Origin of the sequence: Priestia sp. FSL W8-0001 (assembly GCF_038050335.1) — a bacterium.
Lineage (GTDB): Bacteria > Bacillota > Bacilli > Bacillales > Bacillaceae_H > Priestia > Priestia flexa.
In genome coordinates this window covers 799,620-819,638 of record NZ_JBBPAL010000001.1, presented here as the reverse complement: position 1 = coordinate 819,638, position 20,019 = coordinate 799,620, and the positions used below count along the sequence as shown (strand labels likewise).

23 protein-coding genes are annotated in these 20,019 nt (G+C 38.8%); 7 read left to right on the top strand and 16 right to left on the bottom strand.

Annotated features, from left to right (window positions below):
• The first annotated feature begins 380 nt into the window (after positions 1–380).
• A complete protein-coding gene (locus MKZ18_RS04345) occupies positions 381–1,058 on the top strand; it encodes a DUF421 domain-containing protein (RefSeq protein ID WP_025908636.1) in 678 nt (225 codons plus the stop codon).
• Positions 1,059–1,120: 62 nt separating this feature from the next.
• Here MKZ18_RS04345 and MKZ18_RS04340 read toward each other — a convergent pair whose 3' ends face one another.
• Positions 1,121–1,363, bottom strand: a complete 243-nt coding sequence (locus MKZ18_RS04340; protein ID WP_061785614.1) for a hypothetical protein — start codon at positions 1,361–1,363, stop codon at positions 1,121–1,123.
• A 163-nt stretch (positions 1,364–1,526) separates the two neighbouring features.
• On the opposite strand from MKZ18_RS04340, the gene MKZ18_RS04335 reads away from it, so the two are divergent.
• On the top strand, positions 1,527–3,836 hold the full coding sequence (locus MKZ18_RS04335; protein ID WP_061785615.1) for a UvrD-helicase domain-containing protein: 2,310 nt from the start codon (positions 1,527–1,529) through the stop codon (positions 3,834–3,836).
• Between the two features lie 147 nt (positions 3,837–3,983).
• Here MKZ18_RS04335 and MKZ18_RS04330 read toward each other — a convergent pair whose 3' ends face one another.
• The 6 genes from MKZ18_RS04330 to MKZ18_RS04305 all read right to left on the bottom strand — a co-directional run bounded on the left by MKZ18_RS04330 (position 3,984) and on the right by MKZ18_RS04305 (position 7,069).
• Positions 3,984–5,342, bottom strand: coding sequence for an IS1182 family transposase (locus tag MKZ18_RS04330; protein ID WP_144594447.1), 1,359 nt, complete (start codon positions 5,340–5,342; stop codon positions 3,984–3,986).
• Positions 5,343–5,458: 116 nt separating this feature from the next.
• On the bottom strand, positions 5,459–5,719 hold the full coding sequence (locus MKZ18_RS04325) for a stage VI sporulation protein F (protein WP_025908120.1): 261 nt from the start codon (positions 5,717–5,719) through the stop codon (positions 5,459–5,461).
• Positions 5,720–5,938: 219 nt separating this feature from the next.
• Positions 5,939–6,058 carry a YjcZ family sporulation protein gene (locus MKZ18_RS04320; RefSeq protein ID WP_076512614.1) on the bottom strand — a complete coding sequence of 40 codons (120 nt, stop codon included), beginning with the start codon at positions 6,056–6,058 and terminating at the stop codon, positions 5,939–5,941.
• A gap of 82 nt (positions 6,059–6,140) precedes the next feature.
• Positions 6,141–6,320 carry a hypothetical protein gene (locus tag MKZ18_RS04315; RefSeq protein WP_025908121.1) on the bottom strand — a complete coding sequence of 60 codons (180 nt, stop codon included), beginning with the start codon at positions 6,318–6,320 and terminating at the stop codon, positions 6,141–6,143.
• A gap of 70 nt (positions 6,321–6,390) precedes the next feature.
• Positions 6,391–6,549, bottom strand: a complete 159-nt coding sequence (locus MKZ18_RS04310; protein WP_167556173.1) for a hypothetical protein — start codon at positions 6,547–6,549, stop codon at positions 6,391–6,393.
• A gap of 70 nt (positions 6,550–6,619) precedes the next feature.
• Complete coding sequence (locus MKZ18_RS04305; RefSeq protein ID WP_025908122.1) at positions 6,620–7,069, bottom strand: hypothetical protein; 450 nt, start codon at positions 7,067–7,069, stop codon at positions 6,620–6,622.
• A gap of 253 nt (positions 7,070–7,322) precedes the next feature.
• Between MKZ18_RS04305 and MKZ18_RS04300 the strand changes: the two genes are divergently transcribed.
• Positions 7,323–8,054, top strand: coding sequence for a hypothetical protein (locus tag MKZ18_RS04300; protein ID WP_340842918.1), 732 nt, complete (start codon positions 7,323–7,325; stop codon positions 8,052–8,054).
• Between the two features lie 107 nt (positions 8,055–8,161).
• Positions 8,162–9,019, top strand: a complete 858-nt coding sequence (locus MKZ18_RS04295; RefSeq protein ID WP_340842919.1) for a hypothetical protein — start codon at positions 8,162–8,164, stop codon at positions 9,017–9,019.
• Positions 9,020–9,065: 46 nt separating this feature from the next.
• Here the strand turns inward: MKZ18_RS04295 and MKZ18_RS04290 are convergent, their stop codons facing one another.
• The 5 genes from MKZ18_RS04290 to mgtE all read right to left on the bottom strand — a co-directional run bounded on the left by MKZ18_RS04290 (position 9,066) and on the right by mgtE (position 14,530).
• The gene (locus MKZ18_RS04290; RefSeq protein ID WP_100348003.1) at positions 9,066–9,401 is read right to left on the bottom strand and encodes a DUF1360 domain-containing protein; all 336 of its coding nucleotides are present in this window, start codon (positions 9,399–9,401) and stop codon (positions 9,066–9,068) included.
• A 63-nt stretch (positions 9,402–9,464) separates the two neighbouring features.
• Entirely contained in the window at positions 9,465–9,938 is a 474-nt protein-coding gene (locus MKZ18_RS04285; RefSeq protein WP_025908126.1) for a CotO family spore coat protein, read from the bottom strand.
• A 130-nt stretch (positions 9,939–10,068) separates the two neighbouring features.
• A complete protein-coding gene (fabI, locus tag MKZ18_RS04280; protein WP_025908127.1) occupies positions 10,069–10,851 on the bottom strand; it encodes an enoyl-ACP reductase FabI in 783 nt (260 codons plus the stop codon).
• A 333-nt stretch (positions 10,852–11,184) separates the two neighbouring features.
• Positions 11,185–13,044 carry a monovalent cation:proton antiporter family protein gene (locus MKZ18_RS04275; protein WP_025908128.1) on the bottom strand — a complete coding sequence of 620 codons (1,860 nt, stop codon included), beginning with the start codon at positions 13,042–13,044 and terminating at the stop codon, positions 11,185–11,187.
• Between the two features lie 109 nt (positions 13,045–13,153).
• Complete coding sequence (mgtE, locus tag MKZ18_RS04270; RefSeq protein ID WP_318757735.1) at positions 13,154–14,530, bottom strand: magnesium transporter; 1,377 nt, start codon at positions 14,528–14,530, stop codon at positions 13,154–13,156.
• Between the two features lie 221 nt (positions 14,531–14,751).
• Between mgtE and prpE the strand changes: the two genes are divergently transcribed.
• Positions 14,752–15,486, top strand: coding sequence for a bis(5'-nucleosyl)-tetraphosphatase PrpE (prpE, locus tag MKZ18_RS04265; RefSeq protein ID WP_318757734.1), 735 nt, complete (start codon positions 14,752–14,754; stop codon positions 15,484–15,486).
• Between the two features lie 38 nt (positions 15,487–15,524).
• On the opposite strand, the gene MKZ18_RS04260 is transcribed toward prpE, so the two are convergent.
• From MKZ18_RS04260 to MKZ18_RS04245, 4 genes are read right to left on the bottom strand one after another with little or no spacing between them, the layout of a single operon-like run.
• Positions 15,525–16,427 (bottom strand): RluA family pseudouridine synthase, encoded by a 903-nt coding sequence (locus MKZ18_RS04260; RefSeq protein ID WP_100348006.1) that lies wholly within the window; start codon positions 16,425–16,427, stop codon positions 15,525–15,527.
• A gap of 15 nt (positions 16,428–16,442) precedes the next feature.
• Entirely contained in the window at positions 16,443–17,237 is a 795-nt protein-coding gene (locus tag MKZ18_RS04255; protein WP_338157763.1) for an NAD kinase, read from the bottom strand.
• Positions 17,238–17,295: 58 nt separating this feature from the next.
• Positions 17,296–17,937 carry a GTP pyrophosphokinase gene (locus MKZ18_RS04250; RefSeq protein WP_025908133.1) on the bottom strand — a complete coding sequence of 214 codons (642 nt, stop codon included), beginning with the start codon at positions 17,935–17,937 and terminating at the stop codon, positions 17,296–17,298.
• Positions 17,938–17,956: 19 nt separating this feature from the next.
• Positions 17,957–18,343, bottom strand: a complete 387-nt coding sequence (locus tag MKZ18_RS04245; protein ID WP_025908134.1) for a UPF0738 family protein — start codon at positions 18,341–18,343, stop codon at positions 17,957–17,959.
• Between the two features lie 303 nt (positions 18,344–18,646).
• Between MKZ18_RS04245 and MKZ18_RS04240 the strand changes: the two genes are divergently transcribed.
• On the top strand, positions 18,647–19,237 hold the full coding sequence (locus tag MKZ18_RS04240; protein WP_025908135.1) for a CYTH domain-containing protein: 591 nt from the start codon (positions 18,647–18,649) through the stop codon (positions 19,235–19,237).
• 4 nt (positions 19,238–19,241) lie between these two features.
• Positions 19,242–19,886, top strand: a complete 645-nt coding sequence (locus MKZ18_RS04235; protein WP_340842920.1) for a lytic transglycosylase domain-containing protein — start codon at positions 19,242–19,244, stop codon at positions 19,884–19,886.
• Positions 19,887–20,019: the final 133 nt, after the last annotated feature.

Sequence of the window (20,019 nt, the reverse complement as noted above, 5' to 3'; positions counted from 1 at the left end):
GGAAAGTTACTTAAATGGAGTGTGTAAGCGATGAAAATTATAGGTATTGCTTTTCTAGTGTTAAGCTGTTTAATAATATTTTCCTTGGTTATTGATATTTCTCAACAATTCACTATTCATGAGGCGCTAAACAATGCCATAAGTCCCTTTCGCGTAATGAGCATTGGAGAAACATTTACTCTTTGGTTTCTTGTCTTTCTTTTTTTTGTCCAAGCATTTTATTTCTCCTGGAAGGACAAACGCAAAAAGAAGTAGGTACGCCTTGATGTAGATACAAGTAAAAATCCTCTTTGGATACATGGCTTTTTCATGTCAAATTTCATTGGATAAAAGAGCATTTATCTTTCCATACTAATAAATAAATATGGAAACAAGGTGAAATAATGGAATTTATAAGAATTGCTTCAGAGTTATTTGTAGGCTTTATTTGCTTGTTTTTTTTGACGAAATTATTGGGGCGTGCGACCATCACACAGCTCACAACGTTTGATTTCATTTCAGCGCTTGTGCTAGGTGAACTGGTTGGAAACGCGCTATATGATTCTGAAATAGGTATTGGAAGGATTGTATTTGCTGTAGCTGTTTGGGGCGCACTCATTTACTTTACGGAAGTTATTACACAAAAAAATATTCCTTTTCGTTTGTTTCTAGAAGGACGACCTTCCATTATTATTCGGAATGGGAAGGTTTCTTACAAAGAGCTGCAGCGTAATCGATTAGATATTGATCAACTATTGCACATGCTCCGCTCTAAGAACGCTTTCTCTATTCGTGAAGTAGCATATGCCATCTTAGAAACGGACGGCACAATGAGCGTTTTATTAAAGTCAGACTATGCTGCTCCTACCAAAGGTGATTTTCAATTACCTGTTACACAACCGACTCTTCCAATTGCCTTTATCAGTGACGGCCGTATTTTGACTAAAAATTTAACGGAGTCAGGCTTTACAGAGGAATGGTTACATCAAGAAATCGGAAAGCAAGGAATTCCTAGTGTTAAACAAGTATTATACGCAGAATGGCAGCAAGGCGATGCACTTTTTATTCAAAAGTATTAGCGTTTGTTAATACAGAATAAAAGCATCGCCTTCTTTTTTTTAGATTAACACAACGAGAATGTTTAGGCTTTCTCGTTGATATACGTTCCTTTTGGAACATCTTGCTCAATGAATTGTGGAGCTTTTCTATGCTGATAGCGCACGTAGTTGTTCATGGAAGATAAAGGTAATGTAGAGTTTCGTTTATTTTGTAAGCTCGCAATTGGTTGGACATTTTGCACGGTTAGCGGCGTGTTGTTTTTCAGCTGACTTCTTTGCGCATATTGAATCGATTGATACGGTGTAATAGGTAAGATATAACCCATATTCTCTCCTCCTTTTATAGGTTTTTTCCCGTTTTAACAAGAGATATTCGACATTTTACATAAACAGTTGTTTCACCTTCTACCTATTCGACAGTCATTTGAATATGGTATGATAGTCTTTAGCTGTTTTAACCGAAATGAAACGACAAAGGAGGTCAGCGGTATGCAAACTGCTCTACGTAACGGGAAGAATATTACACTGGACACATTAGGTCGCAACCAGTTTCAACTGATTTATGAAGCAGGAATTCGAAATGAATTAACTTGTGCTCATTGTAAGGAACCCGTTCATCTTGCAATTGGAATCCATCGAGCTCCATATTTTTATCATCGTAACGCTCCTCACGAACGCTCAGAGTGTATGAAACCATCTCCCAAAAAACAACCCGTTTCTGTGCTGGCTTCAAGTGCAAGCTATGAAGAACAAGGAGGATTTCGGATTCCAAAAGGCAGAGCAATTGGGAAAAACGAAGTAAAAAATGAGCCTCAGTGGAAAAATTCTACTTTTTTCACCCCAATTCCTGCTTTTTCAGCATCAAAAGCGGAAGTGAAAGAAACGAATTCACCCTACTTTCATACATTGAAAGAACATCAAATTACGTTAGATACAAATCAGTGGAGCTCAGTTACTCACTCTGAAGGACCTCTTCTAATTTTAGCCGGGGCAGGAAGTGGAAAAACAAGAGTCTTAACCGCTCGTACTGCTTATATGATTCAAGAGCATAAAATTGATCCGCGTTCAATTATGCTCGTAACGTTTACATCAAAAGCAGCAAAAGAAATGAAAGACCGTTTAGCATCTTACCCTGGAATATCACCATCAATTATTAGGCAGATGCTCGTCGGTACATTTCATAGTATTTTCCTTCGGATGGTTGTTCATCATTCGCTTGAGTCTTGGCAAATGAATCGATTGTTAAAATGGGATTGGCAAAAAGAACAGATTTTAAAAGAAGCAGGCCGAGAAATAAATCTGGATGAAAAAGATTTCCCATTTGACCAAGCCATTCAACAGATCAGCTATTGGAAAAATACGCTTTTGGGTGTGAAAGATGTTCGCCCTGTTAGCCAGTGGGAAGAGCAAGTTCACCATTTGTATGTTCACTACGAACAAACAAAACAAACGCAAGGGCTGTTTGATTTTGATGACATGCTAGACGGTTGCTATCAAATGCTTAGAGATAACCCTGAGCTGCTTGTTCGTTATCAAAAGCGATTCCGATACTTTCTAATTGATGAATTTCAAGATATTAATAAAGTTCAGTATGCTATTATGAAAATGCTAAGCGCAGACTCTAAAAATTTATGCGTTGTAGGTGATGATGATCAGTCCATCTATGCGTTTCGTGGCAGTGACCCAAGCTTTATCTTAAATTTCGAAAAGGATTTTCCTGGAACGAAAAAAGTAACGCTTCACCAAAACTACCGCTCTGCTCATTCGATTGTGTCAGCCGCCAATAAGGTCATTGAGCGCAATACGGAGCGTCATACAAAAAATATGAAGGCACAGTTTCACCATGATCATGTGCCAACCTTTTTCTTCCCTTATGATGAAGAAGAAGAAGCCACAATGATTGTGCGAGATATAAAAGAAAAGGTTCAAGCAGGTGCGTCCCCTTCTGACTTTTCTATTTTATACCGTACTCATGCTTCTTCACGTGCGGTTTTTGAACGGCTGTCCCAGTCAAACCTTCCGTTCACCATTGAGCAAGATGCAGATTCATTTTATGAACGTCGGATTGTGAGAACGATGCTTGCTTTTTTACGTCTTAGCTTAGATCCAAACGATAATCAGTCGCTTACTAGTATCGTACAGGCACTATTTTTAAAGAAAACCATCTTAAATGACTTAAAAGCAATGAGCATTTTAAATGACGTATCATTTGTCGAAGCGCTTGGTCACCTAAAGGATTTAAAGCCGTTTCAACAAAAAAAGTTACAAAAGATTATTCCGTTGTTTTCAAGCTTAAAAAAGATGAAGCCTGTTAATGCCATTGAAACCATTTCAAAAGATATGGGCTTTGATGATTTTGTCAAAAAGCGTGGAAATGAAGGAAATGCCATGGAAAAAGGATCAGACGACGTTCGAGACTTAAGAGTTGTTGCACGTAAATTTTCAACTGTCCAAGAACTGCTTGACCACGCAGATCATATGATTGGCATGAACAAAGAAATGAAGGTTTTAAGTAAGCAGTTTAATGAGAGCGTTCATTTAACAACCATTCACCGTGCTAAGGGCCTTGAATATAAGCACGTATATGTTTTAGGTAATGTAGATGGCGGTATTCCTCATGACTACGCGCTGGAAGCGTATCGAAACGGTGAGATTGGTGCATTGGAAGAAGAAAGACGCTTACTCTATGTAGCGATGACGCGAGCAAAAGTATCCTTATACCTATCAGTTTTACAAACACGACGAGGAAAAACAGCGTACCCTTCTCGCTTTTTAAAACCTTTTTTAAAAGCGTATTAGTCATTGAATAATAAAGAGCTGGGGACTCCCCAGCTCTCAGTTTGTCGACAAAAGGGATTCGGAATGGTCTCATTCCGAACCCCTTTTTAGCTTTTTATGGGATTTGAAGCTATTTAATAAAAAGACAGACCTCTTCGAGTTCATCATTTAGGCCATTTTTGGACCTTGCCACGTCCAGTTGGCCATCTTCTTCAGGTTCATGGCAGCGAAAGTAAGCATCGCCTGCATCGACAATTTTTTAAGTCCCCTTAACGTTGTCCAACGCATGCCATGCTTTTCTTTTCCATCTGCGAATACACGCTCAATGGTTTCTTTACGTTTGGCATAAATCTCTTTCACCTCTGCGTGATAGCGAAGATGGTCTGCCTCTTCTACGTATTCCTGCCAAATATGACGCGTCACCACTTTCTGGTGGTCTTTACTCTCCGTACATCTGGCTAAAAATGGGCATGTCGCACAAATCTGTTTTGGCGATTTGTACTCCCGATATCCTTCTTTATTCGTTGTCGAGTAGGCCAAGATCTCACCTGCCGGGCAAAGATAACAGTCAAAGTATTCGTCATACACATAGTCATGTTTTCGGAAAAAACCTTTTTTCGTACGTGGTCGTGTGTATGGCAAGGCAGGGGTCATCCCCTGTTCCAATAAGTAACGGGTAATCGCAGGAGTTTTGTACGCGGCATCTGCGGCGACCGCTTCAGGCTTTCCGACTCTCTCGATGACCTTTCCGACCAATGGCTCTAAAATCTGACTATCATGTGTGTTGCCAGGTGTGACCATGGTGCCAAGCACAAAACCGTTACGATCCGCGGCTGCGTGAAAAGAATAGGCGAACTGCTTCGTCCGTTCATCCTTCACATAGTAACCACTCTCTGGATCGGTGGTGCTTTCTTTGATTTCTTTCTTCTCTTCCTTCTCAAACTTGTCCGGAGGAAATGGTTTTTTTCCGTGATCTTCCCGGTCCTGGTTAATCTCTTCTTGAAGGCGTTCCTGATACGCGCGTGTCTCTTTGCGAACGACTTTCTTTTCAAATTTGCGTTTGTTCGCACTCGCTTTAACATGGGTCGAATCCACGAAAACGTGCTCGGCACTGATTAGCTTTTTCTCGGCAGCTTCCTTTAAGATGCGATAGAAAATCTGTTCAAACAGATCGGTATCTTTAAAACGGCGTTCATAGTTTTTTCCGAACGTAGAGAAATGAGGCACTTTATCGTGGAAACCATACCCAAGGAACCAGCGATAGGCCATATTGGTTTCCACTTGTTCAATCGTTTGGCGCATGGACCGGATTCCAAACGTGTATTGAAGGAAGGTCAATTTAATTAAGATGACAGGATCAATACTGGGACGACCGATTTCTGAATACATGTCCTTCACCAAGTCATAGATGAACGAAAAATCAAGTGCTGCCTCTATTTTACGAACCAAGTGGCTGGCCGGTACCAATTGATTTAACGTAATCATTTCTAATTGATCTCGTTGAATGGGATTATGTTTCGAAAGCATGTCAATCACCTCAAGTTATGTAGTACTTCCATTGTAAAATAAAAAAGACTGTAGGCAAACTGGATTTCTTCCAGTTTGTCTACAGTCTGAGAGCTGGGGACTCCCCAGCTCTTTATTTATTTCTTCTTCTCATTCAGCATTTTAGAAATGGTACTAAAGTCAATGGACTGATTATTGCTAGCAAGTGCTTTGACAATCTGATCTTCTTTTTGTTTTGAAATTGGTTTATTTGCAATTTGAGCTACACGTTTGACAATATTGCGCACGGTTTGTTCATCTTTAAAGTTTGCATTTTGTACGGAGTTCGCTAGCTCGAAAATATCCTTCATATTAACGCCTGTTTTCTTTTCAATATTCTTAAACATATTGTTATCCATTTACATTGCCTCCTTTGGCATATAAAGCTTATGAAACCAAATTGCCTCTAGCCGCCATATTGTGTGAGAAGAAGCGGTTCTGTACGGAATACTCTATCGTATGCAGCAGCTGCCCAGATGGTGACCACTTTCAATCGACGGTTTGTGAGGTACACTATCAAAACAAAGTACGAGTGAACGTTCACTCGTACTCTTCTTTACTATATTCAGTAGAAGGGATTAGTTGTAACAAGCACAACCAATGATAACTAATAAAATAAATAGTACTACGATTAACGCAAAACCACCGCCGTAACCACCACCGTAGCCACAGCCATATCCGCTGTATCCAAAGCCCATAATTACACCCCCTCTGTCCTTCTTCTCTATACAATATGTGAAGCGGAATGGATTGGTATGGGCTTTTGGTCAAGAAATATTTTCATTGTCCAAATGGGTCATCATTATACAAATCATCAATTTGCTTTTCTTGCTTTTGTAATTGACGCTCGTGCTTTTCAAACTGGTGAGATAACTTTTCTACTTCATCCATCTTCTTTTCATGAGAACCAATAATTTGCTCTTCAAAAAACTTCTCTAATTGCTCAAAAAAATCTGCCATGGCATTCACCTCCTTCTATACTATGTATAGAAAGAAAAAAAGTACTGCCAAGATAGGCAGCACTAATGACTTAACGCTTCGGTAATTTAGCTCCGCAGCCACAGCCACCTTGCTTTGGCATTGGCTTTTGCACAGGCTTTGAAGGATATTTTACTGCTTTTTTCATCACCGGCTGCTGATAGTAATGAGGGTGCAGGTGAGGGTATGCTTGATTTTGATTATAATACATCCTATGGTCCCTCCTTTTCACAAAATGCAATCTATGACATTATATTCAGTTTCCAGCAAGAAGTTCAGTATTATTTGTCCATTTTACGCTGCAGCTTTAAAAACAAGTCCTGATTGCTAATTTCACGCTCACGGCTCGCCGACTGCTGCCTCATCTTATGCCTTTGAACGCCACTTAGCTTTTGCTGAAGTTCACTGAGCCCTTGATCAATCGTTTTATCAAATGATGGGTGTGCATTTACAACTTCCTTCTGTTTTGCAGGTTCTTTTGGCTTTACAGCTTCTTTTGCTTCTATCTTTGACTGCGCTTTTTTCTCCTGCTCTTTTTGTTCGTTGATCATTGCTTTTAACCAATCAATTTCTTCAACTAGCTTTTTATTTTTCTCTTTATAACTCTCTAAGTCTTCCCGAAGTTCTTCGTAATTTAGCTCTTCACTCTTATATTTTTGATATTCTTCCTTATAGAACTCTAATTCAGCTTTTAAACTTGCAATATATTCTCTTACTTTTACTTCAGCCACAGCGCTTCACTCCTCCATGTCAGCTAGTTACTCATAAAATTTCTTTCTAGATGAATAACACATTTTCTTAATATGAATATGCTGTAAGTGAGTTTATTATTTCCTTCAAATTTTATGCATAAAGCGAACTTTTCTAAATTCCGCTTTTGTCACGGTCACACAAAACCGGGTCATTCATACACTATAGTAGTCCGATACCTAGTTAACGAACAGCATAAAGGAAGGACAATTACGATTAGGAGGTAAAAAAAGAATGGGAGAACATTTAGAATCATTATGTATTCGCGTTCCTAAAGTATATGATTGGGTGAAACGTGAAATTGAAGTAGCACGTATTTTTAGTTCAGAAGATTTATCATTTGGCGCTTTCGATCCTGCATCACCTTTTGTAGATGTGGAAGTTATCTTAACAGATGAAGCGGGTAACCCAGTTGATCTTAGCGACGAAAATTCAATCGCAGAAGTATTAGAAGTCTCAACTGCTAGAGGAACTGGCCGCAGAGAAAGAGAAATCTTATTACCTGATGGAGAAACAGTAACGCTACACGAAGTAAGATTATCTATCAGTGGTTTCTACCGCATTAAGTTTACAAGAGATGAGTTTGGCTGTGACGATACTGGAGCACCAGCTTGCTTCTTATCAACCGTATTACCATGGTCTACAACACAACGCTTCTACTTATGTGCACCAGAAGGCACGTATCCAGCTGTACGTTTAGATCACTTTGAAGGTCAAGGAAACATTCAACTATCATCAGCAGGTTTATTCCAAGGTTTAGATTTAGACATCATGCTCTGCATCAGTGTGCAAGTAGAACGCTTTGTAAATATTGAAGTTGAAGGTAGCTATTGTCACCCTCGCCCAGAACTTCTAGAAACATTAGGATGCGGACCAACCGTTCATCCACCACAATGTCACGATTTATTCCCTGGCACTCATCATTCTCATTGTGATGATCACGGCGGAGAATACGAATTCGAATAAGTCAATGCATAATCAGAGGAGAATTTTTCTCCTCTTTTTTCATTGATAGCTGTTGATTTGCATACATATGGAATATCGATAGCTACGTCACGAAAGGAGATTACAAGATGTCCCCTTCATCTAAAGATGACTCAATGCTAATGCGCCAAAAGCTCATTCACTATAAATCCGAACTGAAAAATTTTGAAAATCAAATGAGACAGCTGGAAAGAGCGCTAGACCGCGAAAAAGAAAACGCCTTATTTTGGAAAAATAAGCATGCGGAAGCCTATTCAGTCAATGACAAAGATGCGGAATTAGAAGAACTTGAAAAAGAACTTTATCAGCTTAAAAATGAGCACTCCGAACAAGCCATTATCATTGAATCGCTCAAAGAGAGAATTTCTCGTAAACAGCCGATTATTGAAGAGAAAGTGATTGAAAAAATCATTGAAAAGCCTGTTGAAAAAATAGTTGAAAAGCAAGTTAAAGTAGAAGTTGATCGCTTTCAAGCAACTGACATCATCAGTTATTTTCAACACTCTGTCTTGTTACCAACTCCAGATGAGGAAGAAATGATGATTCTTGGAAACGCTGTGGTTACAAATCAAACAAGCAAATCGCTTGTCTCACCAATTATCTGCTTAAAAGTGAAGCCTCATGAGAATGTATCGCTAACGGGAAAGGTTATTGATGAAAAGGAAATTGAAGATTCCACCATTCCCTCATCAGCGCTTCAATGGCAGTATGCCCACCCAAAATGGCGAGAAAAAATAAAGCAAGATGGCGAATACTGGATCAGGCCCACTCGTTCTGCCCAGCTAGCACCCAATCAGCTAATGCGTTTTGAATCGTTTCAGCTTCTCATTCCAAAAGAATTAAACTCATCTTTTGTCATTGTAGAAGGATATTTTTACAGTGAGGAGTGGAAGCAAGGCATTCCTTTCCTCAATAAAATCGTGCTTACTCTTCCAACAGAAGAATAAAAAAACAATCGGCTGTAAGTCGATTGTTTTTTCTATGCCCGTCCATTTATTTCATAAATGATTCAACAATCCCTGCACACCCGGCAATCGCTAAAACAATAATTGCAGGAATTGCAATCTGCGGAAAAAACGTATAGCCTGCATAAACCGCGATTGCACACCACATGCCCGTACACCAATAGCAGCTTAAGAGTTCTCCAATCCACTTTCTAAGCCCTTTTCCTTTTACCGTTAAGTAAGTAATCTCATTTCCTTGTTCATCAGGCTCTGTAACCATTTCATGAAACGGCTTACGAATAAATCCTGTAATCTTATCAAATACAATCAGCCTTGTGAGGCGAAACGTAGCAAAAACGAATAAAAATAAATAAATCCAGGTCATTTTAAACCCACCTTTACTGAAAAAAGCTAACAAGAAAAATTCATTTGTTAGCTTTTTACTTCTTTAAATCTTAACAATTGAAATCGTTACGATATCTTTGACAGGCACCCGATTCGGCTTATCATGTGGAGGAGCTAAAATTGATACTTCACCGTCTACAAATTCCACAATTGTTCCAATAAACGAATTTCCTTCTACACTTATTTCACAAATTGGCTGCGACATATGTTTTGGAAACCCACATAGAAAATTAAGTTTTTCACTAATGTTCATATATTGAAATGCTTTATTTGGTTTTTTTTGCTCTTTCTGTTTATGAACATTTGCAGGTAACCCAGCTTTCTCAGGTTTAACTTCCTGTGACTTTACGTCTTCAATTGGTGAGAAAGTTGGTTCTTCTTTTAAGGGCTCCTGCTCTTTTTCATTTTGCTTCGAGCTATAAAAATATTGCATAGATCTTGTTGTTTGTGCTTGGTTCGGCTGCACAATGTACATTAAAGGCTCGTTGTCTTCGGACCTTGAGCGAGAGTCAGTCATGAAGCATACCTCCCATTGCTTGTTATCGTTCTCTTAAAAATGTATGCTTGCTTGCTAGAAAACTTGTTTCTTTTTTTATAACGACAAAAAAAAAAGAGCGCTACATGCCGTAGCGCTCTTACAAGAACGATTAACGTCCGATAATATGGAAACCAGAATCCACGTGTAGGTTTTCACCTGTAATTCCACGTGATAAATCACTGAATAAGAATGTTGCCGTATCGCCAACTTCTTCTGGAGTCGTTGTGCGACGAAGCGGTGCACGCTCTTCAATTTGTTTTAAAATTGAGTTAAAGTCGCTAATTCCTTTTGCAGATAACGTACGAATTGGTCCTGCAGAAATTGAGTTAACGCGAATACCGTGCTGACCTAAGTCTGAAGCTAAGTATCTTACGCTAGCATCTAAAGAAGCTTTGGCTACGCCCATTACGTTATAGTTCTGAACAACGCGCTCTCCACCTAGATAAGTTAGCGTTACGATGCTTCCGCCTTCTGTCATTAGTTCTTTTGCTTCACGAGCAACAGCCGTAAGTGAATATGAGCTGATATTGTGAGCTAAAAGGAAACCATCTCGAGATGTATCTACAAAATTACCGTCTAAATCTTCGCGATTTGCAAACGCGATACAATGTGCTACGCCGTGAATATGGCCTACTTCTTCTTTAATTTTTGTGAAACATGCTTTAATATCTTCATCTTGTGTTACGTCACAAGGTAATACAAGCGTATCTTCACGCTCTAATGAAGCTGCAAGATCGCGAACGTTCTTCTCTAAGCGTTCTCCCGCATATGTAAATACTAAACGTGCGCCTGCTTCGTGCAGTGAGCGAGCAATACCCCATGCAATGCTTCGTTTATTTGCTACTCCCATAACAACAAATGTGCGATTCTCTAAGGATAAGCTTTTTAACATCTTTTAATATCCTCCTACTTATTACAAGTTATTAGTACCTGGTATTAATATAAGTATAACATAGAAAGAGCAAAAAAAGCTATCATTTATATAGACAAAGAGACTGAAGGTTGGTGAAGTGCTTGCTTCTGAAAAGAGGAAGCTAAATCCTTCTCACTGCGCTACTGGGTCTCAGTCTTTCCTATCGTTCGCGCAGGAGTCACGTATCTTATGCTCCATTTCACTTTTCTTTAAACGTGGTTTCCGAATCAAAAAATCCGAACAATTGAGAGTTACCTCTTAATTGTTCGGATAAATTATTGACTAGGTTACTTCCATCTAAGTCTTATTTCACTAACGAATTTTATATTCCAACAGCATTTTCAGCTCGTTTACATATGAGCGCGATCCCGTTACAATCAGCCGGTCATCTAACGCTAGTTCCGTATCACCGTGAGGAACGATGGAGTCTTTACCTCTAAAGATACGAACAAAGATGACATCGCCCGTAAATGGGAATTTACGAAGTTCTACCCCTTGGTATTTTGGGTTACGCATATTGATTTGATAAAGAGCCGACTCTTGGTTTGTTAAGATATTTAAAACCGTCGGTGACTCAATTAACGCTTTTAATAGTGCTGTTGTTGACAATAGTACGGAGAAGACTTCCACTTGGTTTGCTTTTAGCTTTTCATCGAGCTCTGGCGTTTCAACACGCGCAATGACTCGACCTGTCCCATATTCTTTGGCAGCTAATGCAATCGATGTATTGCGCTCTTCTTCTCCTGTTGTAACAACGAGTACATCCGTATCTAAAATACCTTGTTTTTGTAGATATTCTACATCATAAGATTCAATATCATTAATATTAAAAACAGAGTCAGACGTACGGTTATCCAACTTTTCATTCGACGTATGATAAATCGTTACGTCATACATATTTAAATCAAGATCACGAATTACTGGTAGGGTAAATTGATTCGCACCAAGCATGTTAATCTTAAGTTTCTTCTCATTGATCTCTGGCTTTGGAAACAGCTTTCTAAAGACGATTGGCGTAATAATACACGTAATGACCGCTACTAGAATGAGGGCTCCTGACATCTGTGAATCAATGACACCAATATTTTCACCAACCGTAGCTGCTGCAATAACAAGTGAAAGCGTTGATGTTAATAAAAAGCCTGATGCTAACACTGTTTTTGTATCGTACCAAATGCGCATAATCATTACTGGTAACAGCTTTGATAACAATAAAGCTAAAAGCAATAAAGGCATTAGAATAAGTACTTTTGAATCTCCAAACAGCGACCAAACATCAAGGTCTACCCCAACCATTACGAAAAAGATAGGGATTAAAAAGCCATATCCGAAGGAATCTAGTTTATGCACAAGATTCTTATCTGGAGCAAGCAGTGATACAAGTACGCCGGCTAAAAACGCTCCTAAGATATTTTCCGCTCCAATTGATTCAGAAAGTCCCACTAGGATAATAATAAGCGCAAATACTGCTCGCGTATCAATCTGAACTGTTCCTTTAGACATCGTTTCAAGGAAAGAACGATGCTTAAACTGCTTACCGATAAAGTAGAATAGAACACCGGCAGCAAATAGAATAAGCAGTAGCCATGTGTTTCCTCCTCCCGATTCTGCATAAATTGATGCAAAAACAGCAAGAAGAATCATCGTCACAAGGTCTGCAATAACAGCAATTAGTAGGATTGTTTGCCCAATGGACTTTTTCATAATTTGGGCATCCTTTAAGGTTGGAACAACAACTCCAAGTGAAATGGTTGAAATAATAAGCGTCATTAGAAACGCATTGTCAATAAATCCTGTCCAGACAAAAATATAGGATAATAACAAGGAAACAGCAAAAATAGCAAGAAATACAATGGTTGATACAGCAAACGAATTCGGAATCGTTTTACCAGATTTCGTTTTTTCCTTTTTTTGTCCACCTGCAAATGCAGAAAAATCAATTTCTAGCCCGCTTAAAAACATTAAAAAGATAAATCCGAGGGTAGACAACGTCTCTAACCACATATCTTGTTGAACTAAATCAAATCCACTTTTCCCGATAATTAACCCCATAATAATTTCAGCTACTACGACAGGGATAACGTTGAGTTTAAAGCGATGAAGTAGAATTGGTGTTAAAAAAGCGACCGTAATTACGATGACAAGAGAGGTTACGGATGCATGATGTTCCATCTACTTCTCCCTCCTTTTCCTTCACTTGCTTAGTATAATAAATGCATATTAAGCTAGTGTTAAATTTGAATGTCAAGCATAAAAGGGAATGCTCAATCTGTCAACAACTCTATTTTAAATAACCCATAAAAGTTGTCGCTAATCCGAAATAAATTAAAATACTAATAAGATCATTAATCGTCGTAATAAACGGTCCAGATGCTACCGCAGGGTCAATCTTCAAACGATGCATAAATAGCGGAATAAATGCGCCTGTTAACGTTGCAACAATCAGCGTAGCAAATACAGAAATACCAACTAACGCTCCAAGAATAAAATCACCTTGCCATACATATACAACTAGCGTTACGGCAATACCACAGGAACCTCCTGTAATGACACCTGTTAAAGCTTCTCGAACGAGTAGCTTTAGCTTTCCTTCTTCCTGAATTTCCCCTGTTGCGATACCACGAACAGCTACCGCTAATGCTTGAGTACCCGTGTTTCCAGCCATCCCACCAATCAGAGGAATAAAGATTGCTAAGATGGCTACTTGGTTTAATGTGTCTTCAAAGCGGCCAATTAAGCTTGCCGTCATCATCCCTAAGAACAGAAGAATAATCAGCCAAGGCAATCGCTTTTTAGCTGCGCCGAACGGACTGTTCCCCGCCGTATCGTCCACGTCGCTAATACCCGCAAGTTTGGAATAATCGTCAGATGCTTCTTCGTCCATTACATCAATTACATCATCGACGGTAATGATTCCGAGAAGGTGCTGCTGAAAGTCTACTACCGGTAATGCCAGGAAATTATAGTCCCTCATAATTCGAGCAACTTCTTCTTGGTCTTCCGCAACAGAAACCGCTACAACACGTTCACTCATAACATCACTAATCATCGTTTCTTCATCTGCAACAATTAAGTCTCTTAACGAAATAACGCCTACCAAATGCTTTTGTTCGTCCACAACAAACGTATAATAAATCGTTTCAGCTCCGGGAGCTTCTCTCCTTAAAATTTGCATCGCAGAGCGAACCGTTTGGTTTGCTTTAATAGCGATAAATTCTGTGGTCATGATACTACCGGCCGTGTACTCTTCATAGTGAAGCAGTTCTTTAATTTCATCCGCTGCTTCTTCATCCATAATGGTTAAATAGCTCGCTACTTGCTCTTTATCTAGTTCGTTTAAAACGTCAACGGCGTCATCCGTTGACATCTCAGCTAGCATATCAGCAGCAAACATTGGATGCATCTCTGAAAGTAAATCTTGATAGTCTTCTTCCGGTACTTCTACTTGTTCGAAAATATTAGCCATTTCTTCTGGTGAAAGCATTTCATAGAGCGCAAATCGCAAATCTTCGTCTAGCTCTTCAAAAAACTGGCCTTGATCATATGGATGCATATCTAGAAATTCTTCTCGAAACGCATCAATTTCATTTTCTTTGAGCAAGTTAATTAATTGCTCCTGAAGTCTCTTTTGCTCTTCTCTTTCCATTGATTCAGTCATAAACATTTCCTCCTCTCAGAACAAAACTTCTCTTACTTTATTATGAAATGAACTAGATTTCAACTCATAACTCGTAGTAAAATTTTAAAAACTTCTGTTTATCTAATTATTATGTGATAAATCTTATCGATAGTTTGCACAATATAGAATGAAATTTCTACACCCTAAAAGGTTTATTTTTCAAACGATACGAAATTCATTGGAAAAGAGCGTGAAGAAATGTGAAGCTAGACATAATTGGAGATATTCATGGCTGCTACGATGAGCTTGTAGAATTAACAACTAAACTGGGCTATAGCTGGACCTCTACCTACCCTACCCATCCAGAAAAGAGGCATTTAGCCTTTGTAGGAGACTTGATGGACCGAGGACCTCACTCCTTAAAAGTAATCGAGCTTGTTTGGAATCTTGTCGTCAAACAAAAAAAAGCGTATTACTGTCCTGGAAACCACTGCAATAAGCTTTATCGATTTTTCAAAGGAAATAAGGTCCAAATTAAGCATGGGTTAGAAACAACCGTAGCTGAATATAATGACCTCTCCCAAGCACAGCAGCAAGAAATCAAACATAAGTTCATGGAACTTTATGAGAATGCCCCTCTTTATGTTCACTTAAAACAAGAACAGCTTGTTATTGCACACGCTGGAATTCGGGCAGACTATATCGGACGAAACGACAAAAAAGTAAAAACATTCGTTTTATATGGAGACATTACTGGAGAAACACACCCAGATGGTTCACCTGTGCGCAATGACTGGGCTAAACACTACAATGGGACACCATTGATTGTTTACGGGCACACACCGATTAAATCTCCTAAGCTACGTAACAATACAATCAACATTGATACAGGAGCAGTATTTGGTGGCAAATTAACTGCGTTTCGCTACCCTGAAAAAGAGCTTGTTTCTGTTCCCTCTTCCATGCCTTATGTGGCTGAAAAGTTTAAAGAATAGCATAAGAGCACTACTCGCAAGTAGTGCTCTTATCGTATTTACCCTCTGTTTTGTTGAACTAAACGCTGCATATCCTCAGGAAGCGGTGATTGAAATGCTAGTTCACGTTGCAAAATAGGGTGAAAGAACGTGAGCTTATAGCTATGTAGCGCCTGTCTGCTTATCTTCTCTCTGTTCCCACCGTATAGAGAGTCACCTAGTAAAGGACTTCCCAAATACTCCATATGAACGCGAATCTGATGCGTACGCCCTGTATCCAGCTTCAAGTCTACTTCAGAGAACCCATCGTATTCTTGTATCACTTTGTAATGCGTAACGGCATGCTGACCGTCTGAGCGTACCATTCTTTCAATAATACTATCGTTCTTTCTTCCAATTGGGGCGTCAATTACTCCCTCTTTTTTTGAAAGAGTTCCATGAACAAGCGCACGATATGTACGCTTAATCGCTCTTTGCTCTTGAGCTTGAGAAAATAAGAAATGAACATGGCGGTATTTAGCGACTATTAATAAACCTGAAGTATCGCGATCGAGTCTATTCACTAAGTGAACCGTAGAAGCAATACCGTTTTGCTCATAGTAAAACAGCAGCGCATTGCTTAGCGAATCATTCAGGTGCTCTCGCGTTGGAATACTAGGCATACCAGCGGATTTATTAATGACTAGCAAGTAGTCATCTTCATAAATCACATCTAACGGTAGAGGTGATTTATGAAGATTTTCACTTGGATATTCAGGTGGAAACGTCACTTTCACAAAGTCTCCGATAGTGAGTATATGTCGAACATTTACTTTCTCACCATTTACTTCAATACAACCACCCTTAAACTTGATATCGGTTAATGCTGCTCGAGATATATGATGCCTTTTTAGAAAGTCGCGTAATAAAGAACCGCTAAATGAATCTGTTACGTGCCAACTTAATGTAAATAGCTTGTGCATATCATATCTCTCCACTTAATCAGATACAAATGAATCTCTTACTCGCTGCCAAAACGGAAAAGCTCGGAAGCGCGCGAAACGAATCTTTTCATTCGCAACTCGACACTGAATAGACTTAACATTTTGATGTAACAACGTTAAATGATCGATGGTGATTTGAAAATCTGCGTAATTAACAGGCTTTAATAAAGCCGTATGATGCCCTGGTAACACGAGCGGAGATCCAATTGTACGAAACACACGATTATTAATAGATGCCATTTCAGCAATCTGAATCGCATGCAGTGACGGATGTAAAATAGCACCTCCAAGGGACTTATTGTAAGCCGTACTTCCCGATGGAGTTGATATACATAATCCATCGCCTCGGAATGTTTCAAACTGCTGTCCTTTAATTTCAACATCCATCACAAGTGAGCCTTCAACACTTTTGACCGTGCACTCATTGAGCGCCAAAGAACGAGCTTCCTTTTCTCCGGTTGTGTAACGAATAATAACTTCAAGTAGCGGATATTCAACAACTTGATAAGGTGTTTTCGCAATAGCAATGACTAACTTCTCAATTTCATCCGGTGTCCAGTCTGCATAAAAGCCTAAATGTCCTGTATGTACTCCAACAAAAGCCGTTTTGTCTAACCGGTGCTGATAATGGTGAAAAGCATACAATAGCGTGCCGTCTCCACCCACTGAAATGACAATGTCTGGTTCATCTTCGTCGTGCTCTAAGTGAAAATCTAATAGGTATGTTTTCATTCTTTCCATTAATGTATTTGAAACTTGATCGCCCCTGGACGTAATAGCAAACTTGATATTACTCACCTTCTTCCCCCCTATCTGTGTTGAAAAACCTGATTTGACTTTTTATTCTTTATTCATTTTCTGTATTCTCTACTTCTTTTTTACGCGAAAAGAAAACCTGAGCTTCTTGTATTTCCCCTCGAATCTTTGACATCTCTTCATCTAGTTGAAAAGCTGCTTCTGATGCTCGCTGAAGTCGTTCTTTTATCTCTTGAGGGAAATTGCCACTGTATTTATAGTTTAAAGAATGTTCAATCGTGGCCCAAAAATTCATCGCTAACGTACGAATTTGGATTTCTGCTAAAATTTGCTTTTCTCCGTGTATGGTCTGAACAGGATAGCAAATCACCATATGATAGGAGCGATATCCACTTTCTTTTTGATGAGTAATATAGTCTCGCTCTTCTACTACTTTAAAGTCCGTGCGCTGCCTCAGAATTTCAACTACTGCTTTAATATCATCTGTGAATTGACACATCATGCGCAGACCTGCAATGTCCTGCATCTCTTCCTCTAAACGCTCTAAAGAAATGTTTTTTCTTGCCGCTTTATCTAAAATACTAGCAATGGGTTTCACTCGGCCCGTCACAAACTCAATTGGAGAGTGCGTAGATCTCATATCGTATTGAGAGCGCATGCCTTTTAACTTTACTTTAAGTTCTTCTACCGCTTGTTTATACGGTGCTAAAAATAAGTCCCAATGCCTTACCATTGCTATCCCCCTCACCTTATTATCTGCTTTTTTTATCTAAGAAAATTTCTTCTACTCTTGCTACCATATCATCTCCGTAGTTTACATTTCCTTCAATGTTGCTGATTAAGTCTGTTAACTCTTCTTTCATAGCCGTTAGCTCAACGACTTGCTTATTAACTTCTAAGAACACCTTTTTATCATCTTGTAAAACGTTCTTTAAATGTGGCCACATATTGTCACTTAGTCCAACATACATAAACTGCTCGTTGACTTCCACAATGTATACAAATGACATATTGTCAGAATCAGCAAGCACTTGCTTCATATCTTCAATCTGCTCGATTTGTTGTTCAATAGCCTCTGCCTTTAAATGTAGTTCATCTTTCTTCATCACACAGGTTGTGATTTCGATTCGATTTTGCATATATATACTCCTTCCAACTATACAATTCGTTCTTATTTTAACACATTCAAACGTGGTTTAATAAAGCGAAACGAAATCTATTCGGGTTTTCTATTACTTTCTGTTCCATCCCTTTTACAGAACGCCTATCGATTCGAGATATTAACGATACAAATTAACCATTTTATGATAGATTATAAATGAAATCTTATGACAGTGATGCATCTGTTTTGCATCTCATAAAGAGGAACATATCTATGCTAAACATTATAAAACATCTTATTATACATCCTTACAGATACAGCATAAAGGAGCTTATGTAGCATGAAACAAGAAATTGAAATTGAATTTAAAAACTTAGTAAATAAGAATGAATTTAAAAAGTTACTAGCTTATTTCCAACTAACGGATCGCGACTTTATCATGCAGGAAAATCATTACTTTGATACAAATGACTTTCAGCTAAAAAGCGCAGGGGCAGCTTTACGAATTCGAAACAAAAATGGAAAGTTTGTTTTAACTTTAAAACAGCCCCATGAGCATGGCTTATTGGAAACGCACATAGATCTTACAGAATCTGAAGCACAAGAACTAATGACTGAAACAAAGAATTTTCCAACTGAAATGACAGCAGCTCTCCAAAGACTTGGCATATCTTCATCACGCTTAGCTTACTTTGGCACACTTAAAACATACCGAGCAGAAATTGAATACAAAAGCGGTTTACTTGTATTTGACCATAGCTTTTATTTGGATACTGATGATGTAGAAATTGAGTATGAAGTTCAAGATGAAACACAAGGACTTCTTGCATTCGAGAGCTTACTTCAAGACTTTAGTATCCCTAAGCGTAACACAGCGAATAAAATCAAACGTTTTTATGATCGCAAATATCAATTATTAAGTGAGGAATAAATCAATGGATGTTCAAGCTTATCAAACGTGGTTACAGCTACAGACCTTGCAAACATTTACGGCAAATCGACCGACAGCTTCACCTGCAACACTTTTAACTCCGTCGATATTTGCAAACATTTTGGCACAATATATATCTGAAGAGAAAAACGCTAATGAGCAAACAGCTCAGCTCACTTCTAGATCTAATGCGTTGCCCTTACAAACGGATGCGGCTCCTTATTTGAATACATCGGTTCAAAAAAGCAGTTCGCCTACATCAACAATCACTGGCTCACGCTTTGATGATCTGATTAATGAAGCGGCTTCGAAATATGATTTAGACCCTAAGTTAATTTCAGCTGTGATTAAACAAGAATCTAATTTTAACCCTAACGCCAAAAGCTATGCAGGGGCACTAGGATTAATGCAGCTCATGCCCGCAACGGCTAACTACCTTGGCGTTCAAAATGCCCTTAACCCACGCGAGAACATTTTAGGAGGCGCAAAGTATTTACGACAAATGCTCGATAAATATAACGGGAACGTTAAGCTTGCTCTTGCTGCTTATAATGCCGGGCCAGGAAACGTCGATAAATACGGTGGTATCCCTCCTTTTAAAGAAACACAAAATTATGTTGCTAAAATTACGTCTACCTATAATGCGTAGAAAATAACTCATCATTTTCGGAAAGGGTATGTGACGGAAAGTTTTTTCTATAAACCCTGCTATTTTTTCACTTATTTCTTTATCTAGCTACCCTATCACCTTTTCTGTTTGAAGCGGATAGTTTGAGATAAAT